The following is a 20,857-nucleotide window of genomic DNA, read 5'->3' as shown; positions in this document are numbered from 1 at the left end:
TATTTGAGATTAATAAAGTTAATCCCGATGTTTATAGCCTTAATAGTGCTAACCTATTAATGTCAATACGTCAAAGAACTGTCTCTCTTTCGAGATTGTGGCCAACCGTTGTTGGCCTTCCTTATATTTGGGAGTGCAAAGGTACAGCACTCTATTTACTTTGTCAAGAAAAAGTTGAAAAATATTTTAAACAACTTTTCACATTTCCCATTATTAACTTCCTGATAGAAAGATTATTACATTGCAACGTGTCGCTCTTTCTTCTGATTTGGGAGTGCAAAATTATACTTTTCTATTTCTTTATGCAAGCCTTATTTTAAAGTTTTCAAAAAAATTATTCGGGTTGCAGAAATGGATAACTGTAGTCTTTTGGAGAAACAAACGTTTCTTTAATCGTTCTAGCTGAAACCCAGCGATATAAGTTCAAAGCAGATCCTGCTTTATCATTTGTACCGGATGCTCTTGCTCCTCCAAAAGGTTGCTGACCAACTACTGCGCCTGTTGGTTTATCGTTAATATAAAAGTTACCTGCAGCATTTTGGAGCTTATTTGCAACATAGTTTATTATATATCGATCCTTCGCGAAAATACAACCAGTAAGTGCATAAGGGGAAGTACTATTGACTGTTTCAATAATTTTATCGAATTCTGACGGCTCATAAACATATACTGATAGTACTGGTCCAAATATCTCTTCACACATTGTTCGGTAAGCTGGATCGCTTACTTTCAAAATCGTCGGTTCTATAAAATAGCCTTTTGAACCATTATAATTACCCCCCGCTACAACCGTCACTTGTCCACTTTTTTTAGCCTCATCAATGTAAGCTGTGATCTTTTTGAAGGCCCGTTTGTCGATAACAGCGTTTATAAAATTAGTAAAATCCTCTGTTCCACCCATTTTGATTTCCCCCAAGAATTGTTTCATTTTTGTTTCAACTGCTGGCCAGAGTGTTGATGGAATGTAGGCACGAGAGGCAGCTGAGCATTTTTGTCCTTGGTATTCAAACGCGCCACGGACTAATCCTGTAGCTACTTCATCAGCATTGGCCGATTCATGTACTAATACAAAGTCTTTTCCACCGGTTTCACCTACAATACGTGGATAACTTTTGTATTTGTGGATATTCGCCCCAATTGTTCCCCAAATTTGTTGGAAAACCCCTGTACTACCTGTAAAATGAATTCCGGCAAAGTCGGCGTGATTGAAAATAATATCGCCTGCCACTGGGCCATCAACAAAAATCAGGTTGATTACTCCTTTTGGTAAACCAGCTTCGTTCAATACATCCATAATTACTTTGGCTGAAAGCGCCTGCGAGTAGGCAGGCTTCCAGACCACTGTATTACCCATCAATGCAGCCGATGTTGGTAGATTCCCCGCAATTGCGGTGAAATTAAACGGTGTCAAGGCAAAGACAAAGCCTTCAAGCGGGCGATATTCCAATCTATTCCATACGCCTGGTGAAGAATTAGGTTGTTGTTGATAAATTTCGGTTGCATAATGTACGTTGAACCGTAAAAAGTCAATTAGCTCACAAGCCGAGTCAATTTCAGCTTGATAGGCATTTTTTGATTGCCCAAGCATTGTAGCAGCGTTGATACGTGCTCGATACGGACCAGCGATTAGATCTGCAGCTTTTAGAAAAATGCTGGCTCGGTTTTCCCATGATAAGCTAGCCCAATCTTCCTTTGCAGACAACGCAGCTTCTATCGCCTGTTCAACGTGCTGACCATCTCCTTCATAAAAATAGCCCAATGTATGTTGGTGGTCATGTGGTGGTGCAACACGAAGTTTATGTTCAGTTCGTACCTCTTTTCCATCGATATACATTGGAATATCTGTTTCCATTGCTCGGAAATCGGCTAAAGCTATCTTAATTGCTTCACGTTCGGGAGAGCCGGGACGATATTCTTTGACCGGCTCATTCGCCGGTGTCGGTGCATTGAAAAATCCAAAAGACATAATGAAGTGTCAAGTTTTTACAAATTTACAGATTGCACTACTTATCCACTAATCCACACTAGTTTTCCACATTTAAAGAGTATCGTTTCGATTCATTGAGCTGATTTACCGTACTTTGTATCCTTATTTTGACTTTTAGCTTATGCGTTTTTATAGTACAAATAATCCAGAAATAACCGTAACAGTCGAGGAAGCCCTTTTCCACAGTATGCCTGTTGATAAGGGTTTATATATGCCTACTCCCTTGCCCAAGCTAGGTGCTCAATTTTTTGAATCTATTGCTGGTCAATCATTAGCAGAAATTGGTTTTGAAATAAGTAAGGCACTTTTTGGTAATGAGATCAGTAAAGCAGATCTGGAAGAGTTAACACACCGAGCATTTCCTTTTGATACGCCTGTTGTTAATCTGGAAACTGGTAAATCGGCTGTTCTGGAGTTATTTCATGGACCTTCCTTAGCCTTTAAAGATGTTGGTGCGCGTTATATGGCTGCTTTAATGTCTTATTGCTCAAAGCGTAGCGATAAAGAAATAAATATTCTGGTAGCTACCTCAGGTGATACAGGTGGAGCTGTTGCTATGGGGTTTCACAATGTACCGGGCGTTCGGGTTTCAATTCTTTATCCAAGCGGCCGTGTTAGTGATTTGCAGGAGAAACAATTAACTACGTTAGGTGGAAATATTCAGGCATTTGAGGTTGATGGCTCATTCGATGATTGTCAGGCAATTGTCAAGCAAGCTTTTATTGATGCTGAACTAAACGCCCAGCTATCACTTTCCTCAGCGAATTCGATCAATATTTTCCGATTAATTCCTCAGGGTTTCTACTACGTTCGGGCGTATGGGCAGGTTCGCCAGTTTGGAAAACCCGTTGTTTTTTCGACACCTAGCGGAAATTTTGGAAATATAAGTGCGGGTGCTATGGTTCAGCAAATGGGCTTACCTATCGCTCATTTCGTTGCAGCAACTAATCTCAATCATGTTGTTCCAGACTATCTTACCACTGGAATTTATACTCCTAAGGCTTCAGTAGCGACTATATCAAACGCAATGGATGTTGGTAGCCCAAGTAACTTTGTCCGGCTGGCACATTTGTATGGCGATGACTACAATCGTTTTAAAACTAATGTCTCCGGATTTTTCTACGATGATGACGAAACACGTGCTGGTATGCAGAAAATTTATGACCAGTTCAATTACGTTGCCTGTCCACATACGGCTATTGGAATCATGGGCCTACAAGATTATTTAACTGAATCGAAACAGGATAGTATCGGTATAGCATTGGCTACAGCGCATCCTTCGAAGTTTAAACCGCTTGTTGAAGTCGTACTAAATATATCTGTTGACGTACCTAAGCGTTTAGCCATTTTATCTGATCGACCAAAGCAAAGTATTCATATACCGGCTGATTACGAAGCGTTTAAAGAGTCTTTACTTCACACAGTGGCTTAGTTAGTTATCCACAAAAAAGCCAGAAATTTATGGATTTCTGGCTTTTTTGTGGATAACTAATCGTGTTTTTAATTCACCGTATCTCCCCGTAAAGCACGGTATCGCTTGCGAGCCTCAGCCCCATAGATACTTCCAGGATACTTTGTAAGTACTTTCTGAAAAGCCTCCATGGCGGCTGCTTTATCTTTTAAGCGCTCATCATAAATTTTTCCCTGAGTGAATAAGGCATCGTCTCCTAAAATATCATTTGGGTATTTATTGACAATTTGCTTTAGGTCTTCGAGTGCTTCAGCATTTTTCCCCTGCTTCATATAAGTATTAGCTCGTAACCAAAGCACCTCATCCGCGATGCTGTGATCTCCATACTTTGTCAACATTCGATTGAGGTTATCCACAGCTTCATCAGTTTTATTCTGTAAAAGCAGCAATTCCGTATCAGCATACCATCGCATGGCAGCTTCTGTACTATCCATACCAGTGTTATCCACAATTAATAAACTTAACTGTTCGGCATCATTGGCGATTTCTCGGGAAGTAGCCAGTTTTAGAACATCAAGTAAATCCTTTGCTACGGAGAAATTACCTTTGTAATAGTGTAGTTTGGCATTTTTCAGTTTAGCCTCATACCCTAATAGTTCTTCTTTCTGAGACTTTTCCACCTGAGAGTACAATAATGTGGATTCCCATGGTTCGCCTTTAAGCAGATAAATATCCCCTTTATCGAGTTTACACCGATCAACAAAATTTTTATCAGCTTTGCCTAAATCGATAGCCAGATCAAGAACTGTCAATGCAGTGTCTTTGCTGTCAAGATAGTTTCCATAAAGATTAGCCGTACTTCGTAAGGCTTCAAGTGTTTTGACATTAGTACCAATCTCTTGCAACATACGCTGATAATCAGCGATTAACTTTCTGATTTCAAGTTTATCAATCGGATACGTATTCTTAACCTGTTCTTCCCTAGCATTTATAACTAATCGACGGGCAAATGGGTAAAGCTGGCCTTGTGGATAAGTCGTTGTGACATACTCAAATGCATCTGCAGCAGCTTTGTATTCTTTGTTGTTCATGGCTAACATACCTAAGTCATAGACCCGACTGCCATTTAATTTCATTCGTTTATCAGTTGCTTTTTCCTGCAACAATGCTCTACTGAATTTCTGTTTCTGTACAAAATACCAGATAAGTAACTCATTATAAGCTAGTTCATTCGGTTCTAATTGAATTTTTGTATAAAGCGCTTTTTCCACAAGTGGCTCATCCTTTGTGTTGATAAACCCTTGCAAAGCCGCCAAAACCGTCTCTTTTTTATCTGTTTGTTTACTGGTCGTAATAATTTCATCAATTGCCTTTTCAGTTTGACCAGTTGACCGATACAGCGCCATTAAATCCTCGCTGTACGACGTTGGGTCTTTACTGACTTCACGTGCCGTTTCAAGCGTTCGGACAGCCCAGCGCGTCTCTCCAACTTCAGTAAAGGCCGTTGCCAGTTTTTCGAGTTTTGCAATCGATGCTTTACTCGATTGTAAGGCGGCCGCATACTGAGCTTGAGCCTGTGTGGTATCGCCCTGTTGTGTGGCCAGTTGCCCACTCAACAATTCGTAATAAGCACGATTGGCTTCATCACTTCGCTGTTGCTTCTTTAGATATTTTAGTGCGTCCTCAATTTTATTGGTTTTTTGGAGGCTCGTTATATACCGAGTCAGTCTTATCCATGTGACGTCTGTTTTCAACAGCTTGGCATATTCGTTTGCTGCTTTTTCAAACTCACCTGTTTTGTAATATTCTTCGGCCAGCGTTGTCCCCCCCTGTCCATACACCAGCCCGGCTGACAACAGGCATAGCATTACAACAATGACTTTTGACCTTATTAACATTTTATAAAAAAGCTTTTTAAAAGAAACGTTATTATAACCATTAGTCATGTGGAAATGTGAATAATTAAGTTGTCCACTATTAGAATTGCCTTTTGTGGAAAAGATAATCAGTTTATCCACGAGACCAGATTTGCTTATCCACAATTAAATTACTCATTTTAAAGTAAATAACATCTTTTCCACATTTTGTTTGTTAAGTAATTGTGGATTTGTGCATAATATTTGTACACAGTTTTCAGTGGGGAAAATTTGTGGAATCAGTTGTGATATGTAGGGTTTTCTCCACATCAACCAGCCTTAATATTTCGTGTGTGGATTACTATCGATTCATTCCACATAAGTTCAGACCCTTGTAAACACGTTTTCCACTTCTACTGTTTACTTATGCACATGGTTATTCACACAAAAATTTCACTTTTTTAATTTAGAATAGACCTTTGCCTTTCAGAGGAAAATAAATCTCAATCACCCTTTTAAAGGGCAATTATTGTGCCCTCCTATTATTTAGAGGTTAAACGAACGATATAATGCTTAGGGATGAAGGTTCTGATATTGTTAGGCTTTCTTTAATATATAGATTAAGCTAGATGAATTGCCAGTACGTTTAGCTTCGGCATTTGATGATAAGCCTATCTGTATACTTTTTAGATAATCGGCCTTTCCACTCTTATAACGTGTGCTTAGCATAGCAATATAGAATGCATCAAATACCATTGGCTTCTGATCAGTTAATACAAACCCATGCTTTTGGAAGAGTGGCTTTATGGTCGATGGAGTGAAATGATGCAAGTGACGGGGAACGTCATACGCTGCCCAATATTCTTTGAAATAATGGGCATCGTATGAGTCAGAATTTGGGACAGCAATTAGCAGTGTCCCCTTGCTACTTAATAATTGATATAACTGCGGAATTACTTCATTTAAATTTGAAACATGTTCGAGAACATGCCAGAGAGAAATGATGTCAAAAGGTTCCTCTCCTTTGATGGCTTCTAGATTTGGTTTTACCTCAATCTCTAATTTTTTCTGGGCAATGTCTCGAGCATCACTGTCGGGTTCCATACCCATTACATTCCAACCAGCTGTTTTACAGTTTTCTAGAAATGCTCCTGTCCCACAACCTACATCCAGAATTCGCCCCTCTCCTCCATTCAGCTTATTAATTAAGTTAAGTTTGGAGCGTAGCGTATAATTTCGCACAATGCGATAAGCTGTATTTATTAGTCCTTTCCCCTCATCATTGTGGGATACATAATCTTCGGATTTATAATAGGAACCTATTGAATTAGCATCAGGCCGAGGATTTGTTAACCGAAAATCGCATGTTTCACATTGTTGAATGGCGAACTTCTGTTGGCTAACAAGGTAATCTTGACAGACTAAAAACGGCTTGAATCGATTGGCGCCACAAACTGGGCATTCTGTTATAGTTTCCAAATTCGCGATTAAAATTCTATGGATACAAAAAGGTTCTGATCACAAATCAACTTGATTGTATAATCAGAACCTACTTTTCTAACGGCCCATGTAGACCAACAAAATCGAAACATCGGAAGGGCTCACACCACTAATTCGGGATGCCTGACCAATAGTTGCTGGACGCAAACGCTTCAATTTTTCTTTACCTTCAAAGGAAAGCGCTTTAAGTCGATCATAATCAAAAGTAGGATTGATCGACAGGCTTTCCCATTTATCTAACTTATCGGCGTTTTGTTTTTCCCGATTCAGATAGTCTTCATATTTAATTTCGATGACGGTTTGTTCAATGATCTCCTCCCCTACCCCAGGCATATCTGGAATCATTTTCAGCAATTCTTTCACATCCTCCTGATCTATTTCTGGTCGTTTCAGCAAGGTATAAAAACTACCTTTTTCGCGAAGCTGGGCACTGTTTTTCGACGCTAACCATCCATTGATTTCTTCAGGTTTTACCTTAGTCGCTCGTATAGCTTCTGTTAGTTCCGCTACGCCATCACGCTTTATAAGCATATTCTCATAGCGTTCCTGAGAGGCTAAACCTATTGCATATCCTTTTTCGGTCAACCTCAAATCTGCATTATCCTGACGTAATAGAGTTCGATATTCAGCCCGAGAAGTGAACATTCGGTAAGGCTCCTCTGTACCTTTTGTAATAAGATCATCGATCAAGACACCTATATAACCCTCTGAGCGTTTGATGGTAAATTCGGCTTCTTCATTTACGTTTCGGTGGGCGTTTATGCCAGCCATTAGTCCTTGGCAGGCCGCTTCCTCATAGCCAGTCGTTCCATTTATTTGCCCAGCGAAAAAGAGATTATGCACTAATTGTGTTTCCAGGGTCGGTTTTAACTGTGTTGGTGGGAAGAAATCGTACTCAACTGCATAGCCAGGCCGAAACATTCGAACGTTTTCAAATCCTTCAATTTTTCGTAAGGCATTGTATTGAACGGTCTCTGGAAGAGATGTTGAGAAGCCATTTACATAAACTTCTACTGTGTCCCAGCCTTCCGGTTCTACGAAAATCTGGTGTCTGTCTTTATCAGCAAAGCGATTGATTTTGTCCTCTACAGAAGGGCAATAGCGTGGGCCTAACCCTTTGATTCTTCCCGTAAACATGGGTGACTTTTCAAAGCCTGTTTTCAGTTCATCATGTACGGCCTGATTGGTATACGTGATCCAACAGCTACGTTGTTTAATTAGCGCTGGCGTATTTGTGTAGGAAAATTTCCCAGGATTTTCATCTCCAAGTTGCTCTTCCATCCTACTGTAATCCAAGCTTCGACCATCTACGCGCGGTGGTGTTCCGGTTTTCATTCGCCCAGCCTCAAAGCCTAAACTCACCAATTGCTCAGTTAAGCCTGTTGCTGAACGTTCAGCAGTTCGCCCTCCACCGAATACTTTCTCGCCTATAAACATCTTGCCGTTTAAAAACGTACCATTTGTTAAGACTACAGCTTTGGTGATAAATTCTACGCCTAAACTTGTTTTTACACCAGCTATTCGGCCATCTTTCACAATCACTTCATTTACTGTATCCTGCCAGAAATCAATATTTCTATTTTCTTCTAGTGCTTTCCTCCATTCCAATGCAAACACATTACGATCGCTTTGACAGCGCGGACTCCACATAGCCGGCCCTTTTGAACGGTTTAGCATCCGGAATTGAATCATGCTTTTATCACTGATAATTCCTGACATTCCACCCAATGCGTCAACTTCTCGCACAATTTGCCCTTTCGCTACTCCACCCATTGCTGGGTTACAGGACATTTGCGCAATGGTTTGCATATTCATTGTAATCAATAAAACTCGTGAGCCCATTGTCGCAGCAGCACTTGCTGCTTCACATCCTGCATGGCCTGCACCAACTACAATGACGTCGTAAGAAGAATACATTTTTGATGATTTTTGAAAAATGTTTCACGTGGAAACTTTTCACAAAATTGTTGAAAGTTGTTGAAAAGATAAAACGTGATTAAAAACTGATACATAAGCAACAAAAAACCGCTGACCTTCGTGCCAAGTCAGCGGTCAAATGAGAAAGTGAGATTTACTTACTTACTTTCTGCAAATACTGATTTGCTTCTTTTTTGTAAAAAAGATTATAATTTGGTGTGACTGATCGAAGTACTTCAACTTGTTTCGTTTTCTGCTGTAAGTTAGTAGAATCGAAAAATGAAGGTGTACTGCGCTTCGTTGATTTAGCAGCTTCAGCCTGACGCTTTGGATCTTCTTCCTGTTGTTTTAAGGCTTTCTCAGATTCCAATAAGCGAGTGAGAATTTCATTCTGACGATTGATAAGATTTGGATTTACTCGCTTATTCACTAAATCAGTTTCTGATTCGTCCATCTTTTCCAATAAATCCTTCACCTGTTTTTCCTGTTGTTTACCTGCTTCAGTTCCTTTCGCATTTTCCTCCAGTTTCTTTAACATTTGACGTATCATCGCTTGTTCAGCAGCCATTTGAGATAGCTCTTCTGAGAGACCTCTGCCGGTTTTACCTCCCTTCTGAAGTTGCTGCATTTTGGCGTTAAGTTGCTTCTGCATCTCCCCCATTCCGCTAGGATTCTCTCCCTTTTTGCCACCTTTGCCTTTACCAGGCATTGCCATTGCATTCATTTGCTGCTGCATATTCTTTAATACATCACTAAGCATAAGTGCAAGATTATTGATTGATGTCATCGCAAATTGTTGCTTAGAAGAAGCCATACTTAAACGACGATCGCGTAATTGTTGAACACTTTCGTCCATATAAGACTTCATATTTGTCAGCTCTCGGGTCACGAACGATTGGATTTGTACAACCCGACTAGCCAATGCATTCAGGCTATCTTCGATTATTTTAGCATCGTCCTGAAGCTTTAATTGCTCTTGAGAAAGTTTAGTTACACGAGGATCTTGTAGACTCATTCCCCGGAAATCCTTCATTACTTTTTCCTGGCCAAACGAAAGGGTAATCAGGTTATCGAGGATATTACGTAGATCATCCATATTTTCCTGCATCTCTTCCATCTCAGCCGATTGCATTGATTCTTTCATTGCCTTACTCATTGCGCGCATGGACTTAGCTGATTTTTGCTGTTTAGAAGAAGCTTGCTTACCCTGATTGCTCTTCATGTTTTTCATCGCTTCTTCCATGTCTTTCTCAATTTCCTTCTGCTCTTCTTCAGAAGATTCAGGCTTATTTAAATCATCTTTCTCTGCCTGTTTCTCCAACTCATCCAGTTGCTCTTTCGTGTTTTTAAAGTCTTCCTGAGACTTCTCCTGTTGTTTCTGCTGATCCTGTGAAGTCTCGTTTTTCTTGGCATTTTCTTCTGCCTGTTTCTCTAAATTCTCTGCTTGCTTCTCTAGATTCTCTGCAATATTATTTACTTTTTGCTCCAGTTGCATCTGCTTGAAAAGCTTTAGGGCTCGATCTAAATCTCGCTCCATATTCTTTTCTTTACGACTCAATTTGTCAAGCATATCCGATGCTTTTTCATCTTGCTTACGTTCAAGAAGTTGCTTGAGCTGCTCATAAAGTTGCTTCGATTCCGGATCAAGCAATTCATTGAATAGCTTTTTTAACTGCTCTAATTTATCCTGCATTGCTTGATTCTTCTCAGAGAATCGCTGCTGTGTATCGTTCGTTTTCTGGAACTGCTCCTGTAATTTTTGGATTTCCTTGAGTAGCTCTTCACGCTTCTGTAATACGTCTTGGAGTTGTTTTTTGTCCTGGAAATCGGATGACTTTTTCGTCCGCATACGATCTTCCATCTGATTCAACTCCTTCTTTATCTCCTGCGTTTTGCTCAGTGCGTTGTCAATTTGTTGCTCAGTTTTTTCGGCTGACTTATCGACCTGTTTCTGAATTTCGGCGTTTGATGGCACCACAAAATTCAGCTGATTTGACCTGCTCGACTTCGGCCCATTCACGCCATCGTTATCCCAAACCTGAACGAAATACTCAAGTTTGTCCTCTTGACCCAGCTTCAAACTATCAAGCGACCAATTGTAGACGAAATTCTGTGAAGTAGTCGAACGGTTGACTGGAATGTCTTTGCTATATAAAGCTGACTCTTTTCCGTTGCGATTAATTTTGTAATTCAGACGTAGCTTCGAGAACCCATAGTCATCAGAGACAAGCCCTGAAAGAGCAATGTAATTATAGGTAACTGTGTCCTGAATCCGATCAACAGAAATTTGTGGGAACCGATCTGGAATGACCTGGACATTATACTGAATTACCGATGGTGCTGCAATTTGCCCGTTTTTCAATGATACAGTATACGTAGCGTTTTGCATTAACCGTCTATTTAACACGAAAGTATTATTATCAATGAGACGAGCTGATGAAGGTTTTGCGTCTGTGTTAAAACGTAGCAACAATGAATCTGTATGATCAGCAGCAAATTCCCAGTTTACTACTGTTCCTTGTGGAACAAGTAAATTACCAACATTTGAAAGCTGCTCAGTAGGCTTGTTAAGATAGGCCGGATAGTCAAGTTTAACATTAAACGAAAGGACAGCTGGGCGGTCAATCAGTGTAACTTTATATCCTTCTGAATTGAAACCTGCAGCCTCTAAATGAAAGTCTAGATCACGTTGGAGGTTATCAAAATTATACGAAAACAGATCTCCTGTTTGTTCAAGTTTAAAGCGTGTTCCATTAGCAACAACATATACTGCTTGTGGTAAAGCGTCGCCAGTAAGTTTTACTTTTAATGGGAAATCTTCATTTCTAAATGCCTTTAATGACTTGTTCTGAACAATAAACTTAAAGGGAGCTTCTTCGACAAACTCTTTATTATAATTCACAAGCCGTGTTGATGACTTTGTGAAGAATGTAGGATTCACAATTAGAATTAAGAGAATCAGAGCTAACGGAGGAATGGCGTATTTGAGAAACTGTCGATTACTGCTGATTTGAATAGCATTGGCAAAACGATTAATTAGTAACTGTTGTGAACGTTGATTTAAGCTAGCTTGTAGTAGATCGCTTTGGTCAGATGAGATGCGCTGAAGTTGAAGCGTATTTAGAAGCTTATCTCCTACCTCTGGAAAGAACGTTCCAATTTGACGTGCGGCCTCGTCATTCGACAAAGGTTTATTGAGGCCATATAAACTCATTAATGGGCGAATAATAAATAAATAGAGGCCAACTAAGGCAGTCAGAAGAAACCCGAAAAATAAGGCTCCTCGGCCAACTGAATTAAATTTGCCGATAAACTCAGCAGTATTAACAAATAGATAACCACTTCCGAGGAGGGCAATAAAAAACAGACTTCCTTTAACCAATTGGTTTTGGAAGTAGCGTTTTTTGTACTCGTCTATGCGTTGTAAAAGCGTTGTGTAAGCAGTTGAGGATTGCATAGGAATTCAGGTTGAGTCGTTAAACTAATAGGGTCTCGAAATACTGAATAACGTGTTTTTTCAAAAAGGTTTCCTGAGTTAACAGGTCACCATGTGGGACAGGTTTAGTTAATATCCATTGCGGCCAACCATCCTTATCGTATCCATCGAATGTGTAGTATCCAGATTGACTCAAGACACGGCACACAGCTATATGCATTAAATCTTGTTTTGCTTCTTTAGAAAAACGTTTGGGCCCTGCTCCTAACTCCTGTACTCCGATTAGAAATAGGACAGCATTCAAGTCGGTGGGGCGTTTTCCAACTAGTGATTGTAGTTGATTAAGTAACCCATCCCATATTATATCTATACTTTTTTCCTCCATGGCAATGGGTTCGTTTTTTCTTCTCCCTAAATTACAACGTTTTATACTACAAACGAATACAAACTATGTTTCGGTTTACTCAATCATCAATAGCTGATTTTATCGATCTGCTTTTTCCCATTTTGTGTTTAGGTTGTAAAAACTCGTTAAGTGCTAATGAACGTGTGTTGTGTACAGCTTGTCGAATTAGTTTGCCAGAGACAGGCCAACATATGGAACCTTACGATCAAAATCACCTCAATAAGTTTGCCGGAAAAGTACCTATTCAATTTTTAGCCTCTTACCTGTATTTTACAAAAGCTGGAGTCGTACAAAATTTAATTCACTCCTTTAAATATAAGGGTCAAAAAGAAGCAGCTAAAGAACTGGCAAACTGGTATGGCCACCAGTTGAAATCAGAATGCAAACAACTTGAAGATATAGACGTAATTGTTGGCGTTCCGTTGCATAAAAGTCGTTTTCAACAACGGGGCTATAATCAAGCTGATTGGATTGCAGAAGGCTTAGCAGAAGCGCTTGATGTTCCTATGAGAACGGATTTATTAATTCGTAATGAATTCAAAGAATCTCAGACTCGAAAGAATCGATTAGAACGATGGGAAAATGTTAAGACTGTATTCGCTGTACTAAATTCTGAATTAGTTTGTAATAAAAATATAGTTATAGCAGATGATGTATTAACAACTGGTGCAACAATTGAAGCCTGTGCTATTGAATTATTAAAAGCTGGCTGTAAATCAGTTCGAGTATTAACCCTGGCTACAGCTCACAGATGAGCAAATTATTTTTACATATTCGATATAAAAAAGGGGCATTCTGATCAGAATGCCCCTTTTTTATATCGAATATGTAATTCTATTTATTACGCCCTACGCCAATCATGGCACATCGGAAACCAATCATTGCTGTAGCTGAGTCCTGATCTAAGAATCGACGCGTACCTGGTGACAACCAATAAGCAACATCATTCCAGGAACCACCTTTATAAACACGCAGTTTATCGTCAATTAGTGATTGTTTATTCTTGCTATCGTAGTTCTTCGAATCGTCTACATAACCATTTCTACGAACGGGATTTAAATCACTTACGTCCTGATAAGAAAGTGGCCGATAAACGTCCATTACCCATTCATTCACATTACCAGCCATGTTATAAAGGCCAAAATCGTTTGCAGGATAGGCGTAGATTTCAGCAGTTATGATAGCGCCATCGTTTGAACGGCCGGCTATACCTGCATAGTCACCACGACCACGTTTGAAGTTCGCTAACATTTGACCTTGTTTCCGGCCTTTCTTAGGGTTCCGAACTGATGAGCCATCCCAGGGATAAATCCGTTGGTTGATTTGATTCTCGTCCATATATTGAGTTCCAATCAAGGCTTTGGCAGCATATTCCCATTCAGCCTCAGTTGGCAGGCGGTAATCTGGTAAAATTGTACCGCTTTCCAGGCTTGGTCTTGAAGGAGCAGCTGTAGTAGCTTCAGCTAACGCAGCATCATCTGCCTTCTTAGACTTACGTTTCAGTGAGAAACCGCCACCTTTCTTTTTAGGCCCACTTCCTTTTATCAATTCATTGTTTACAGCATTTGACCGCCAGGTGGCATAGTCGGTAGCTTGTACCCATGAAACGCCGACAACTGGATAGTAGCGGAAAGCAGGATAACGGAGGTATTGTGTTACGTACGAATCGTTAAACGACAATGGATTAGACCAAACTGTTGTATCAGGCAAAGCGGCTTTGACTACTTCCTCTGATGAATCACGCTGAATGGCATTCAAATACTCGAGATAGTGTACGTTGGCCATTTCGGTTTCATCCATATAGAATGATTGAATCGAAACGGTGCGCTCTTTATTATCGCGCGAGTTCATTACATCTTCTTCCAGAGCGCCCATTGTGAATCGGCCGCCTTCAATAAAAACGAGGTTTGGACCTGCTTTCTGTCCTGCAAATTTTTTAACCTGAAATCCATCTTTCTGGTTGTAAGCAATACCCGTCGCCGTACTTGTCTTACCGGGCTGCACACTGGTTGGGTGCTTGGGCTTACAGGATGCCAGGGCCGTCATTGCCAGTAGCACATAAGCCGCTCGTTGCAGGTGATACTTTTGAATCATTGCTCTATTTTTTGTAAAACGTAGGTACAAAAATCGTAATTAATTTGTCATCGAACCCAATATTTCATCCAATTGCTCAACTGAATACACATTTACATGGGTGATAATGGGCCTTCCTTTCGATTCTTTTAATGAGCATTTGGTCGGATTTCGCTTGATGTATTCAATTACCTTGCCAAATTGGTCCGATTTGAAGAAGTCGTCGTTCCCGTTAGAAACGAAGTATCCTTTCAGGATATTATTCTTAAGCGTCAGTTTTTCAAGGTATAACTGCTCAGCTTTCCAACGAACATTCACCATTTTAATAAGGTTTTCGACCTCCTCGGGCATTGGGCCAAAGCGGTCGAGAACTTCCTGGCGGAATGCCTGCAATTCTTCCTTGTTTTGAAGGCTGTCCAAGCGAGTATATAACGCCAAACGTTCCGATATATTTGAGACGTATCGTTCAGGAATAACAACCTGCAAATCAGTCTCAATAATGGTGTCTGGTAAAGATAGTTTCAGATCGCCAGGTTTGGTTTCAAACAGGTCTTTAAATTCGTTTTCGCGCAGTTCCTGAACGGCTTCATCAAGCACTTTATGATACATTTCAAAGCCGAGGTCATTGACAAAACCGCTCTGTTCTGCACCGAGTAGATTTCCTGCTCCCCGTATGTCCAAATCACGCATCGCAATTTTGAAGCCTTCTCCCAAGTCGGAAAAGTCTTCGAGAGTTTGCAATCGCTTACGGGCGTCGGCTGTCAGAACTGACGGTGGTGGAGTCAATAAATAACAGAATGCTTTTCGATTCGATCTCCCTACCCTACCACGCATCTGATGCAAATCTGAAAGCCCAAAATAGTGGGCATTGTTAATTAGAATCGTGTTCGCATTAGGAATGTCAAGTCCAGATTCGATGATATTCGTTGACATCAACACATCATATTCCCCTTCAATAAATCGAGTCATAATACGCTCCAATCGGTCGCCTTCCATCTGCCCATGCGCTACGCCAACGCGGGCTTCTGGTACCAGCCGCATAATCAGGTTGCCGATGGATTCAATATCATTGACACGGTTATGTACAAAAAAGACTTGGCCACCCCGGCGAATTTCGTAACTAACTGCATCTCTGATAGTTGCCTCGTTGTAAGGATGCACCTCTGTTGTTACAGGTTGTCTATTTGGCGGTGGAGTCGCTATTACAGAGAGGTCACGAGCACCCATCAGTGAGAAATGTAGCGTCCGGGGAATTGGGGTAGCTGTAAGTGTCAATACGTCGACTTCAACTCGCATTTCCTTCAGTCGATCTTTGGTTTTTACGCCAAATTTCTGTTCTTCATCAATAATCAAAAGCCCTAAGTCCTTGAATTTGATGTCTTTATTGACAATTCGGTGCGTTCCGATCAAAATCCCAATTTCGCCTGATGCCACTCCTTTCAGAATTTCTTTTGTTTGAGCTGCTGTTCGAAACCGGTTGATATACTCAATTTTGACGGGGAAATCTACCATGCGCTCACTGAACGTCTTAAAATGCTGCATTGCCAGAATTGTCGTTGGTACAAGGACCGCAACCTGTTTATTATCTGTTACAGCTTTAAATGCCGCACGGATAGCTATTTCGGTTTTACCGAAACCCACATCGCCACACACAAGCCGATCCATCGGGTGTGGTTTTTCCATATCATCTTTTACATCATTTGTCGCTTTGGCCTGATCGGGAGTATCTTCATAAATAAATGAGGATTCAAGCTCAACCTGTAAGAAGCTGTCACGACTATAGGCGTACCCTGGCGCTGTTCTGCGTTTGGCGTAAAGCGCAATTAATTCGCGCGCAATATCTTTAACCTGCTTCCGAATTCGCGATTTTTTCTGCTCCCATTCCTGAGTGCCGAGTTTGCTCATCGTAGGTGGTCCACCTTCCCGACCACTATATTTAGCGATTTTGTGCAAACTGTGGATACTTACAAGCAAAATGTCGTTGTCGCGATAAATCAGGCGGATAGCTTCCTGCTCATTACCAGCATGATCTACTTTCTCTAAGCCTGCAAAACGTCCGATTCCATAATCAATATGGGTAACATAATCGCCAGGTTGCAAGGTTTTTAACTCACGTAGTGTCAGCGCTTTTGATTTGGAGAACTTATCCTGAACGCGATATTTATAGTAGCGATCAAAAATCTGGTGATCGGTAAAACAGGCAATTTTCAGCGCTTCGTCTATGAAACCCTCCCGTAATCCGATATTTATAGGTTGGAACTTTATAAATGGATCTAATTCTTCGAATATCGTTCGAAGCCGATCGAGTTGTTTGAAGGATTCGGCTGTAATTATGTTAGTAAATCCTTTTGCCTGATTTTCCCCTAACGTGTCAGCCAAGCGTTTAAAATCCTTATTGAATGATGGTTGTGGTTTGGAATTATATTGCTGCTTCCCTTCCGTTTTAAAATAGAATTTACGGCCAAATTCAACAGTCCGGAATCGTTTTAATTCATTCAGGAATGTTCGACGAGTTTCGAATAAATCAGTCGGGTTGGATATTACCTGGATACCTCCACTACTTGCTACAACCGACTCGAAGCTTTGCTCAGTTTTTTCGAAACACTTTTCGATTATTTCAAGTGTAAACTCAATGTCTTTCGCCCATATTGTCGTTACTTCTGGTAGAAAGTCAAAAAATGGCTCGCGCGTTTCCTGAACGAGTTTAGTTTGAATATTGGGGATGATGTTGATAAACTCAACTGGATCTGTGGATAACTGAGATTCTGGATTGAATTTTCGAATACTTTCTACTTCATCATCGAACAAATCAATTCGAAATGGAAACTCACTCGCGAATGAAAAGACGTCAATAATTCCCCCACGGACCGAAAACTGCCCTGCTTCATACACGAAATCTGTTTTCTCAAATTCATAGGTTTGAAGTAGTTCAGCTACGAAATGTGTATCCAGCTTCTCTCCCACTCTAATCGTTAACGTATTCGCTTGTAATGAGCGTTTGTTGATAACTTTCTCCGATAAAGCTTCAGGATAAGTTACCATTAGCAGCCCATCTTTAGGAGCTGGATTCAGTTTGTTAAGTACTTCTGCCCGCATCAATACGTTTGCATTCTCGACTTCTTCGTACTGATATGGCTTTTTATAAGACATCGGAAAAAGCAACACTTCTTGACTGAGCAGGTTTTGCAAGTCATTGAAGAAATAAGAGGCTTCGTCGCGATCCGTTAAAATATACAGGTGATTCCCGCCAATCGATTTAAAAATTGACGAAGCCAACACGGCATCCAAACTACCTGCCAAACCTTTGATCTGTAGTCGTTGAGGTTCATTGGCCACTGGTTTGCGGGTGAATGGTTCAGTCAGCAATTTTATAAAACTATCGTCGGCATATAAGCCGAGCAATTCATCTGGTTTCAAGCGTTAGTCAGGTTGTATGTCAAACACGAAAAGCCGCTGGAAGGACATTCCGGCGGCACAGTTAAGTAACAGCGGGTTTTGGAAATTTGTTGCGCCAAACGCTTATTTCAATTCTGAAATGAGGGCATATGCAATGCTCTCGTTATCTAATAATTTTCGAATCCGGTCGCTATCTTCAAAAACAATTACGATCTCTTTTTTATCAATATCTTCTTCGTCATCCACCCATTTCCAATCTTCGGCAATGGCATCGAGTATGCTCAACAAGCTACCCATTTTGGCGGGGTCACGTTCTTTATTTACTAATTCAGCTGTGTTTGTAAAATATAAAATGACTCGTTCGTCTTCAAGCCATTGCAAGTCATTCAGTGAATCGTTTAGTGCTTCTAGTGTGAAACCGAAATTTGGAATTTCTAATAAGTCGGCGATCTCCTCGTAAAATTGGCGCAATGTTTGTGTATGCTTTCCGTCGACATGGGCAATAAAATCTTTTGCATATCGAGCCTCTAGTTCACGCTCAGATTGACTGATTAGAATGTTAGGAGTCATGGGTTTTTTCTGGAATTTTGGCTAAACAAGTGGATAAAATAATTGTTCCACGTGAAACTGATTATCAGTTAGTTATAATCCTATGTAACCAGTTAAACCCTGGTTACTTAAGTGTTTTTGGGTGTGAAACGCTTACAAAGGTACATTGGTTAAGAATAAAAAAACCCTCTAAATCGGAGGGTTTTTCGTCAATGTTAGTTCAATGAAAAGAGAGGAATTCGAGCTGCTACCATGTTGTGAAACATCAATTCTGTAATCATTGGTGTCATGTATTTGATAAGCGGAAATTCCGAAATCGATTCCATTACTTCCAGCTCTGAATCGGCTTTAAAAATACACCAGAGTTTTTGTCGATCAATCGAAAGAGAGTAAGAGAGTAAAAATCCCTTTTCCATTAATTCCTCCACTTTGAGCCGTTGGGCGGGAATCCGGTTCTCGAAACCTTCATCCATTACAGCTGGAAGGTCAAATTCAACCATGTATTGGCTCATAGGCATTGCTGTTAAATACAAGCCAGAGTTTATTGGGCTCCGGCTATCAGCAAATTAACAACGTTTAGTTCATCTTCGTTAATTGAGTGCGGAAAATTTGGATACAATTTAGCCGTCACGTTTGCACCCATCTCCCGAAATACAGTTTCTGATTCAAGAACGCGCTCTTTAGGAATATGAGGATCGATGTCACTACACCCCAAAAAAATGGGTGTGTTGTTCAGCAATCCTTCGTAGTTACGTACTAAATCGGGAGGGCCAATCAGCCCCCCACTTAAACCAAACACGCCACCATACTCAGCCGCATTACGGGCGACGAACTCCAATGCAAGACAAGCTCCCTGCGAAAAACCAAGCCAATAAATTTGTGGCAGTTTGAAATTAAAGTCCGATTGTAAACGGGCTCGCAGACTTGCCAGAACTTCTAAAGCCGAAGATAAGAACGGTTCGTTTTCTTCTAAAGGTCTCAGAAAAGAATACGGATACCAGGTATTGCCGTATGCTTCAGGAGCAATAAAAGCAAAATCTTTATCATCGATGTATTGAGAGAGAGACAGTATATCTCTAGCCGATCCACCCCGACCATGTACCATGATCATGACTTTGGATGCTTCTTCTATAGGCTTCCCTGCCGTGCGAATATTGTTAGGGTTGTGTATCATAAAGTTGATGAACACAGAGCCACAGAGAACGCAGTAAAAAATCTAAACACTGTGCGCTCAATGACTCTGTGTTTTATTCTTATTTGACAATTATTTCAGGCAATTCAGCTTCAATTTTAGCCCGACGGGGTTCGTACTGAGGAGGCAATTTTAAAGCTGTTCCTAATTCAGCAACGGGCTCATCAACGGCAAAACCTGGTGGATTCGTAGCAACTTCAAATAAGATTCCACCGGGTTCACGGAAATAGATACTGTTAAAATAATTACGATCCTGAACAGGTGTCACATGATAGCCTGACTCAGCCAGTTGATTTTGAATGATCAACTGAGTTTCATCAGTATCGGTTGAAAAAGCGACATGGTGAACAGAACCAGCTCCTTGCAGCGCGTGCACATCTTTAGGAGAATGTAAAACGTCCACATAATTTCCTGGGCCTCCGTTGCCAGCTTTAAACCGGAAGCGGCCTTCCTCCTCTCCTACTAATGTATGCTGCATAATCTCAGTTAAGAGTTTAACGGTCTTATCTGGATTCAGTTCGTTAAGGGTCACGGTATGAAAACCACGTACAGCAAACTCAGCTGGAATCCGACCGTTATCCCAACCTGAACGTTGGTCATCGTCGGTAAAGACAAGTTCAATGCCCATACCATCGAAATCTTCAAATCGAATATAGGTTTCCGAAAAACGTTTGTAAGGACCAGCGTAAGGAATATTTCGTTCGTGCAAGCGATCCATCCAGAAACGAAGCGATGAGATTGGTGCTGAAAAAGCCGTATAAGTCAACTGACCAACACCTTTCCGGCCACGTGGAATGCCGCCGTACGGAAAGAAGGTAAGAATAGTGCCGGGTGATCCGGTTTCGTTGCCGTAATACAAATGATACACATCGGGAGCATCAAAATTGACCGTTTTTTTGACTAAACGAAGCCCGAGGATGTCAGTATAATAGTCAACATTGCGTTGAGTATCGCCGGCTAAGGTAGTGACGTGGTGAAGACCATTGATGAGCGTTTCCATACGATTGAAATAAGTTAATGGGTGAAACCGTTTAAATTTAAATGTCATTACATTTAATGTATATACAATTAAATAATCCTGAAAGTTCAAAGAAAAAGGTCCGAGATAAATACCTCAGACCTTTTTCTTTGAAA

At 40.7% G+C, this 20,857-nt stretch carries 14 protein-coding genes; 2 read left to right on the top strand and 12 right to left on the bottom strand.

Going from position 1 to position 20,857, the window contains the following annotated elements; translation table 11 throughout:
- Nucleotides 1–334: 334 nt before the first annotated feature.
- On the bottom strand, nt 335–1,966 hold the full coding sequence (gene pruA, locus GO755_RS07675; RefSeq protein ID WP_157584126.1) for an L-glutamate gamma-semialdehyde dehydrogenase: 1,632 nt from the start codon (nt 1,964–1,966) through the stop codon (nt 335–337).
- A gap of 142 nt (nt 1,967–2,108) precedes the next feature.
- Here pruA and thrC point away from each other — a divergent pair, with 142 nt between their 5' ends.
- Nucleotides 2,109–3,419, top strand: a complete 1,311-nt coding sequence (gene thrC, locus GO755_RS07670; RefSeq protein ID WP_157584125.1) for a threonine synthase — start codon at nt 2,109–2,111, stop codon at nt 3,417–3,419.
- A gap of 68 nt (nt 3,420–3,487) precedes the next feature.
- On the opposite strand, the gene GO755_RS07665 is transcribed toward thrC, so the two are convergent.
- The 5 genes from GO755_RS07665 to GO755_RS07645 all read right to left on the bottom strand — a co-directional run bounded on the left by GO755_RS07665 (nt 3,488) and on the right by GO755_RS07645 (nt 12,492).
- The gene (locus GO755_RS07665) at nt 3,488–5,407 is read right to left on the bottom strand and encodes a tetratricopeptide repeat protein (RefSeq protein WP_157584170.1); all 1,920 of its coding nucleotides are present in this window, start codon (nt 5,405–5,407) and stop codon (nt 3,488–3,490) included.
- A 444-nt stretch (nt 5,408–5,851) separates the two neighbouring features.
- Nucleotides 5,852–6,733 carry a class I SAM-dependent methyltransferase gene (locus GO755_RS07660; protein WP_157584124.1) on the bottom strand — a complete coding sequence of 294 codons (882 nt, stop codon included), beginning with the start codon at nt 6,731–6,733 and terminating at the stop codon, nt 5,852–5,854.
- 78 nt (nt 6,734–6,811) lie between these two features.
- The gene (mnmG, locus tag GO755_RS07655) at nt 6,812–8,671 is read right to left on the bottom strand and encodes a tRNA uridine-5-carboxymethylaminomethyl(34) synthesis enzyme MnmG (RefSeq protein WP_157584123.1); all 1,860 of its coding nucleotides are present in this window, start codon (nt 8,669–8,671) and stop codon (nt 6,812–6,814) included.
- Nucleotides 8,672–8,825: 154 nt separating this feature from the next.
- Nucleotides 8,826–12,128: a DUF4175 family protein gene (locus tag GO755_RS07650; RefSeq protein WP_157584122.1), complete on the bottom strand. Its 3,303-nt coding sequence runs from the start codon at nt 12,126–12,128 to the stop codon at nt 8,826–8,828.
- A 19-nt stretch (nt 12,129–12,147) separates the two neighbouring features.
- Nucleotides 12,148–12,492, bottom strand: a complete 345-nt coding sequence (locus tag GO755_RS07645; RefSeq protein WP_157584121.1) for a hypothetical protein — start codon at nt 12,490–12,492, stop codon at nt 12,148–12,150.
- Between the two features lie 65 nt (nt 12,493–12,557).
- On the opposite strand from GO755_RS07645, the gene GO755_RS07640 reads away from it, so the two are divergent.
- On the top strand, nt 12,558–13,268 hold the full coding sequence (locus GO755_RS07640; protein ID WP_157584120.1) for a ComF family protein: 711 nt from the start codon (nt 12,558–12,560) through the stop codon (nt 13,266–13,268).
- Between the two features lie 79 nt (nt 13,269–13,347).
- On the opposite strand, the gene GO755_RS07635 is transcribed toward GO755_RS07640, so the two are convergent.
- From GO755_RS07635 to GO755_RS07610, 6 genes are all read right to left on the bottom strand, one after another.
- Nucleotides 13,348–14,607, bottom strand: coding sequence for an SUMF1/EgtB/PvdO family nonheme iron enzyme (locus GO755_RS07635; RefSeq protein ID WP_157584119.1), 1,260 nt, complete (start codon nt 14,605–14,607; stop codon nt 13,348–13,350).
- Between the two features lie 39 nt (nt 14,608–14,646).
- Nucleotides 14,647–18,003, bottom strand: a complete 3,357-nt coding sequence (gene mfd / locus GO755_RS07630; protein ID WP_157584118.1) for a transcription-repair coupling factor — start codon at nt 18,001–18,003, stop codon at nt 14,647–14,649.
- A gap of 102 nt (nt 18,004–18,105) precedes the next feature.
- On the bottom strand, nt 18,106–18,552 hold the full coding sequence (locus GO755_RS07625; RefSeq protein ID WP_157584117.1) for a barstar family protein: 447 nt from the start codon (nt 18,550–18,552) through the stop codon (nt 18,106–18,108).
- A gap of 194 nt (nt 18,553–18,746) precedes the next feature.
- Nucleotides 18,747–19,043 carry a muconolactone Delta-isomerase family protein gene (locus GO755_RS07620; protein WP_157584116.1) on the bottom strand — a complete coding sequence of 99 codons (297 nt, stop codon included), beginning with the start codon at nt 19,041–19,043 and terminating at the stop codon, nt 18,747–18,749.
- 29 nt (nt 19,044–19,072) lie between these two features.
- On the bottom strand, nt 19,073–19,705 hold the full coding sequence (locus GO755_RS07615; protein ID WP_157584115.1) for an alpha/beta hydrolase: 633 nt from the start codon (nt 19,703–19,705) through the stop codon (nt 19,073–19,075).
- A gap of 79 nt (nt 19,706–19,784) precedes the next feature.
- A complete protein-coding gene (locus tag GO755_RS07610; protein WP_157584114.1) occupies nt 19,785–20,723 on the bottom strand; it encodes a ring-cleaving dioxygenase in 939 nt (312 codons plus the stop codon).
- Nucleotides 20,724–20,857: the final 134 nt, after the last annotated feature.

It is taken from the genome of Spirosoma arboris (genome assembly GCF_009754945.1).
GTDB lineage: Bacteria > Bacteroidota > Bacteroidia > Cytophagales > Spirosomataceae > Spirosoma > Spirosoma arboris.
This window is presented reverse-complemented; position numbering and strand designations above follow the sequence as displayed.

Bases quoted from the DNA above. Each gene is read 5' to 3' on its own strand.
- GO755_RS07610 (WP_157584114.1), bottom strand. From the start codon at position 20,723: ATGGAAACGCTCATCAATGGTCTTCACCACGTCACTACCTTAGCCGGC.
- GO755_RS07620 (WP_157584116.1), bottom strand. From the start codon at position 19,043: ATGAGCCAATACATGGTTGAATTTGACCTTCCAGCTGTAATGGATGAA.
- GO755_RS07625 (WP_157584117.1), bottom strand. From the start codon at position 18,552: ATGACTCCTAACATTCTAATCAGTCAATCTGAGCGTGAACTAGAGGCT.
- mnmG (WP_157584123.1), bottom strand. From the start codon at position 8,671: ATGTATTCTTCTTACGACGTCATTGTAGTTGGTGCAGGCCATGCAGGA.
- GO755_RS07615 (WP_157584115.1), bottom strand. From the start codon at position 19,705: ATGATACACAACCCTAACAATATTCGCACGGCAGGGAAGCCTATAGAA.
- thrC (WP_157584125.1), top strand. From the start codon at position 2,109: ATGCGTTTTTATAGTACAAATAATCCAGAAATAACCGTAACAGTCGAG.
- pruA (WP_157584126.1), bottom strand. From the start codon at position 1,966: ATGTCTTTTGGATTTTTCAATGCACCGACACCGGCGAATGAGCCGGTC.
- GO755_RS07635 (WP_157584119.1), bottom strand. From the start codon at position 14,607: ATGATTCAAAAGTATCACCTGCAACGAGCGGCTTATGTGCTACTGGCA.
- GO755_RS07650 (WP_157584122.1), bottom strand. From the start codon at position 12,128: ATGCAATCCTCAACTGCTTACACAACGCTTTTACAACGCATAGACGAG.
- GO755_RS07640 (WP_157584120.1), top strand. From the start codon at position 12,558: ATGTTTCGGTTTACTCAATCATCAATAGCTGATTTTATCGATCTGCTT.
- GO755_RS07645 (WP_157584121.1), bottom strand. From the start codon at position 12,492: ATGGAGGAAAAAAGTATAGATATAATATGGGATGGGTTACTTAATCAA.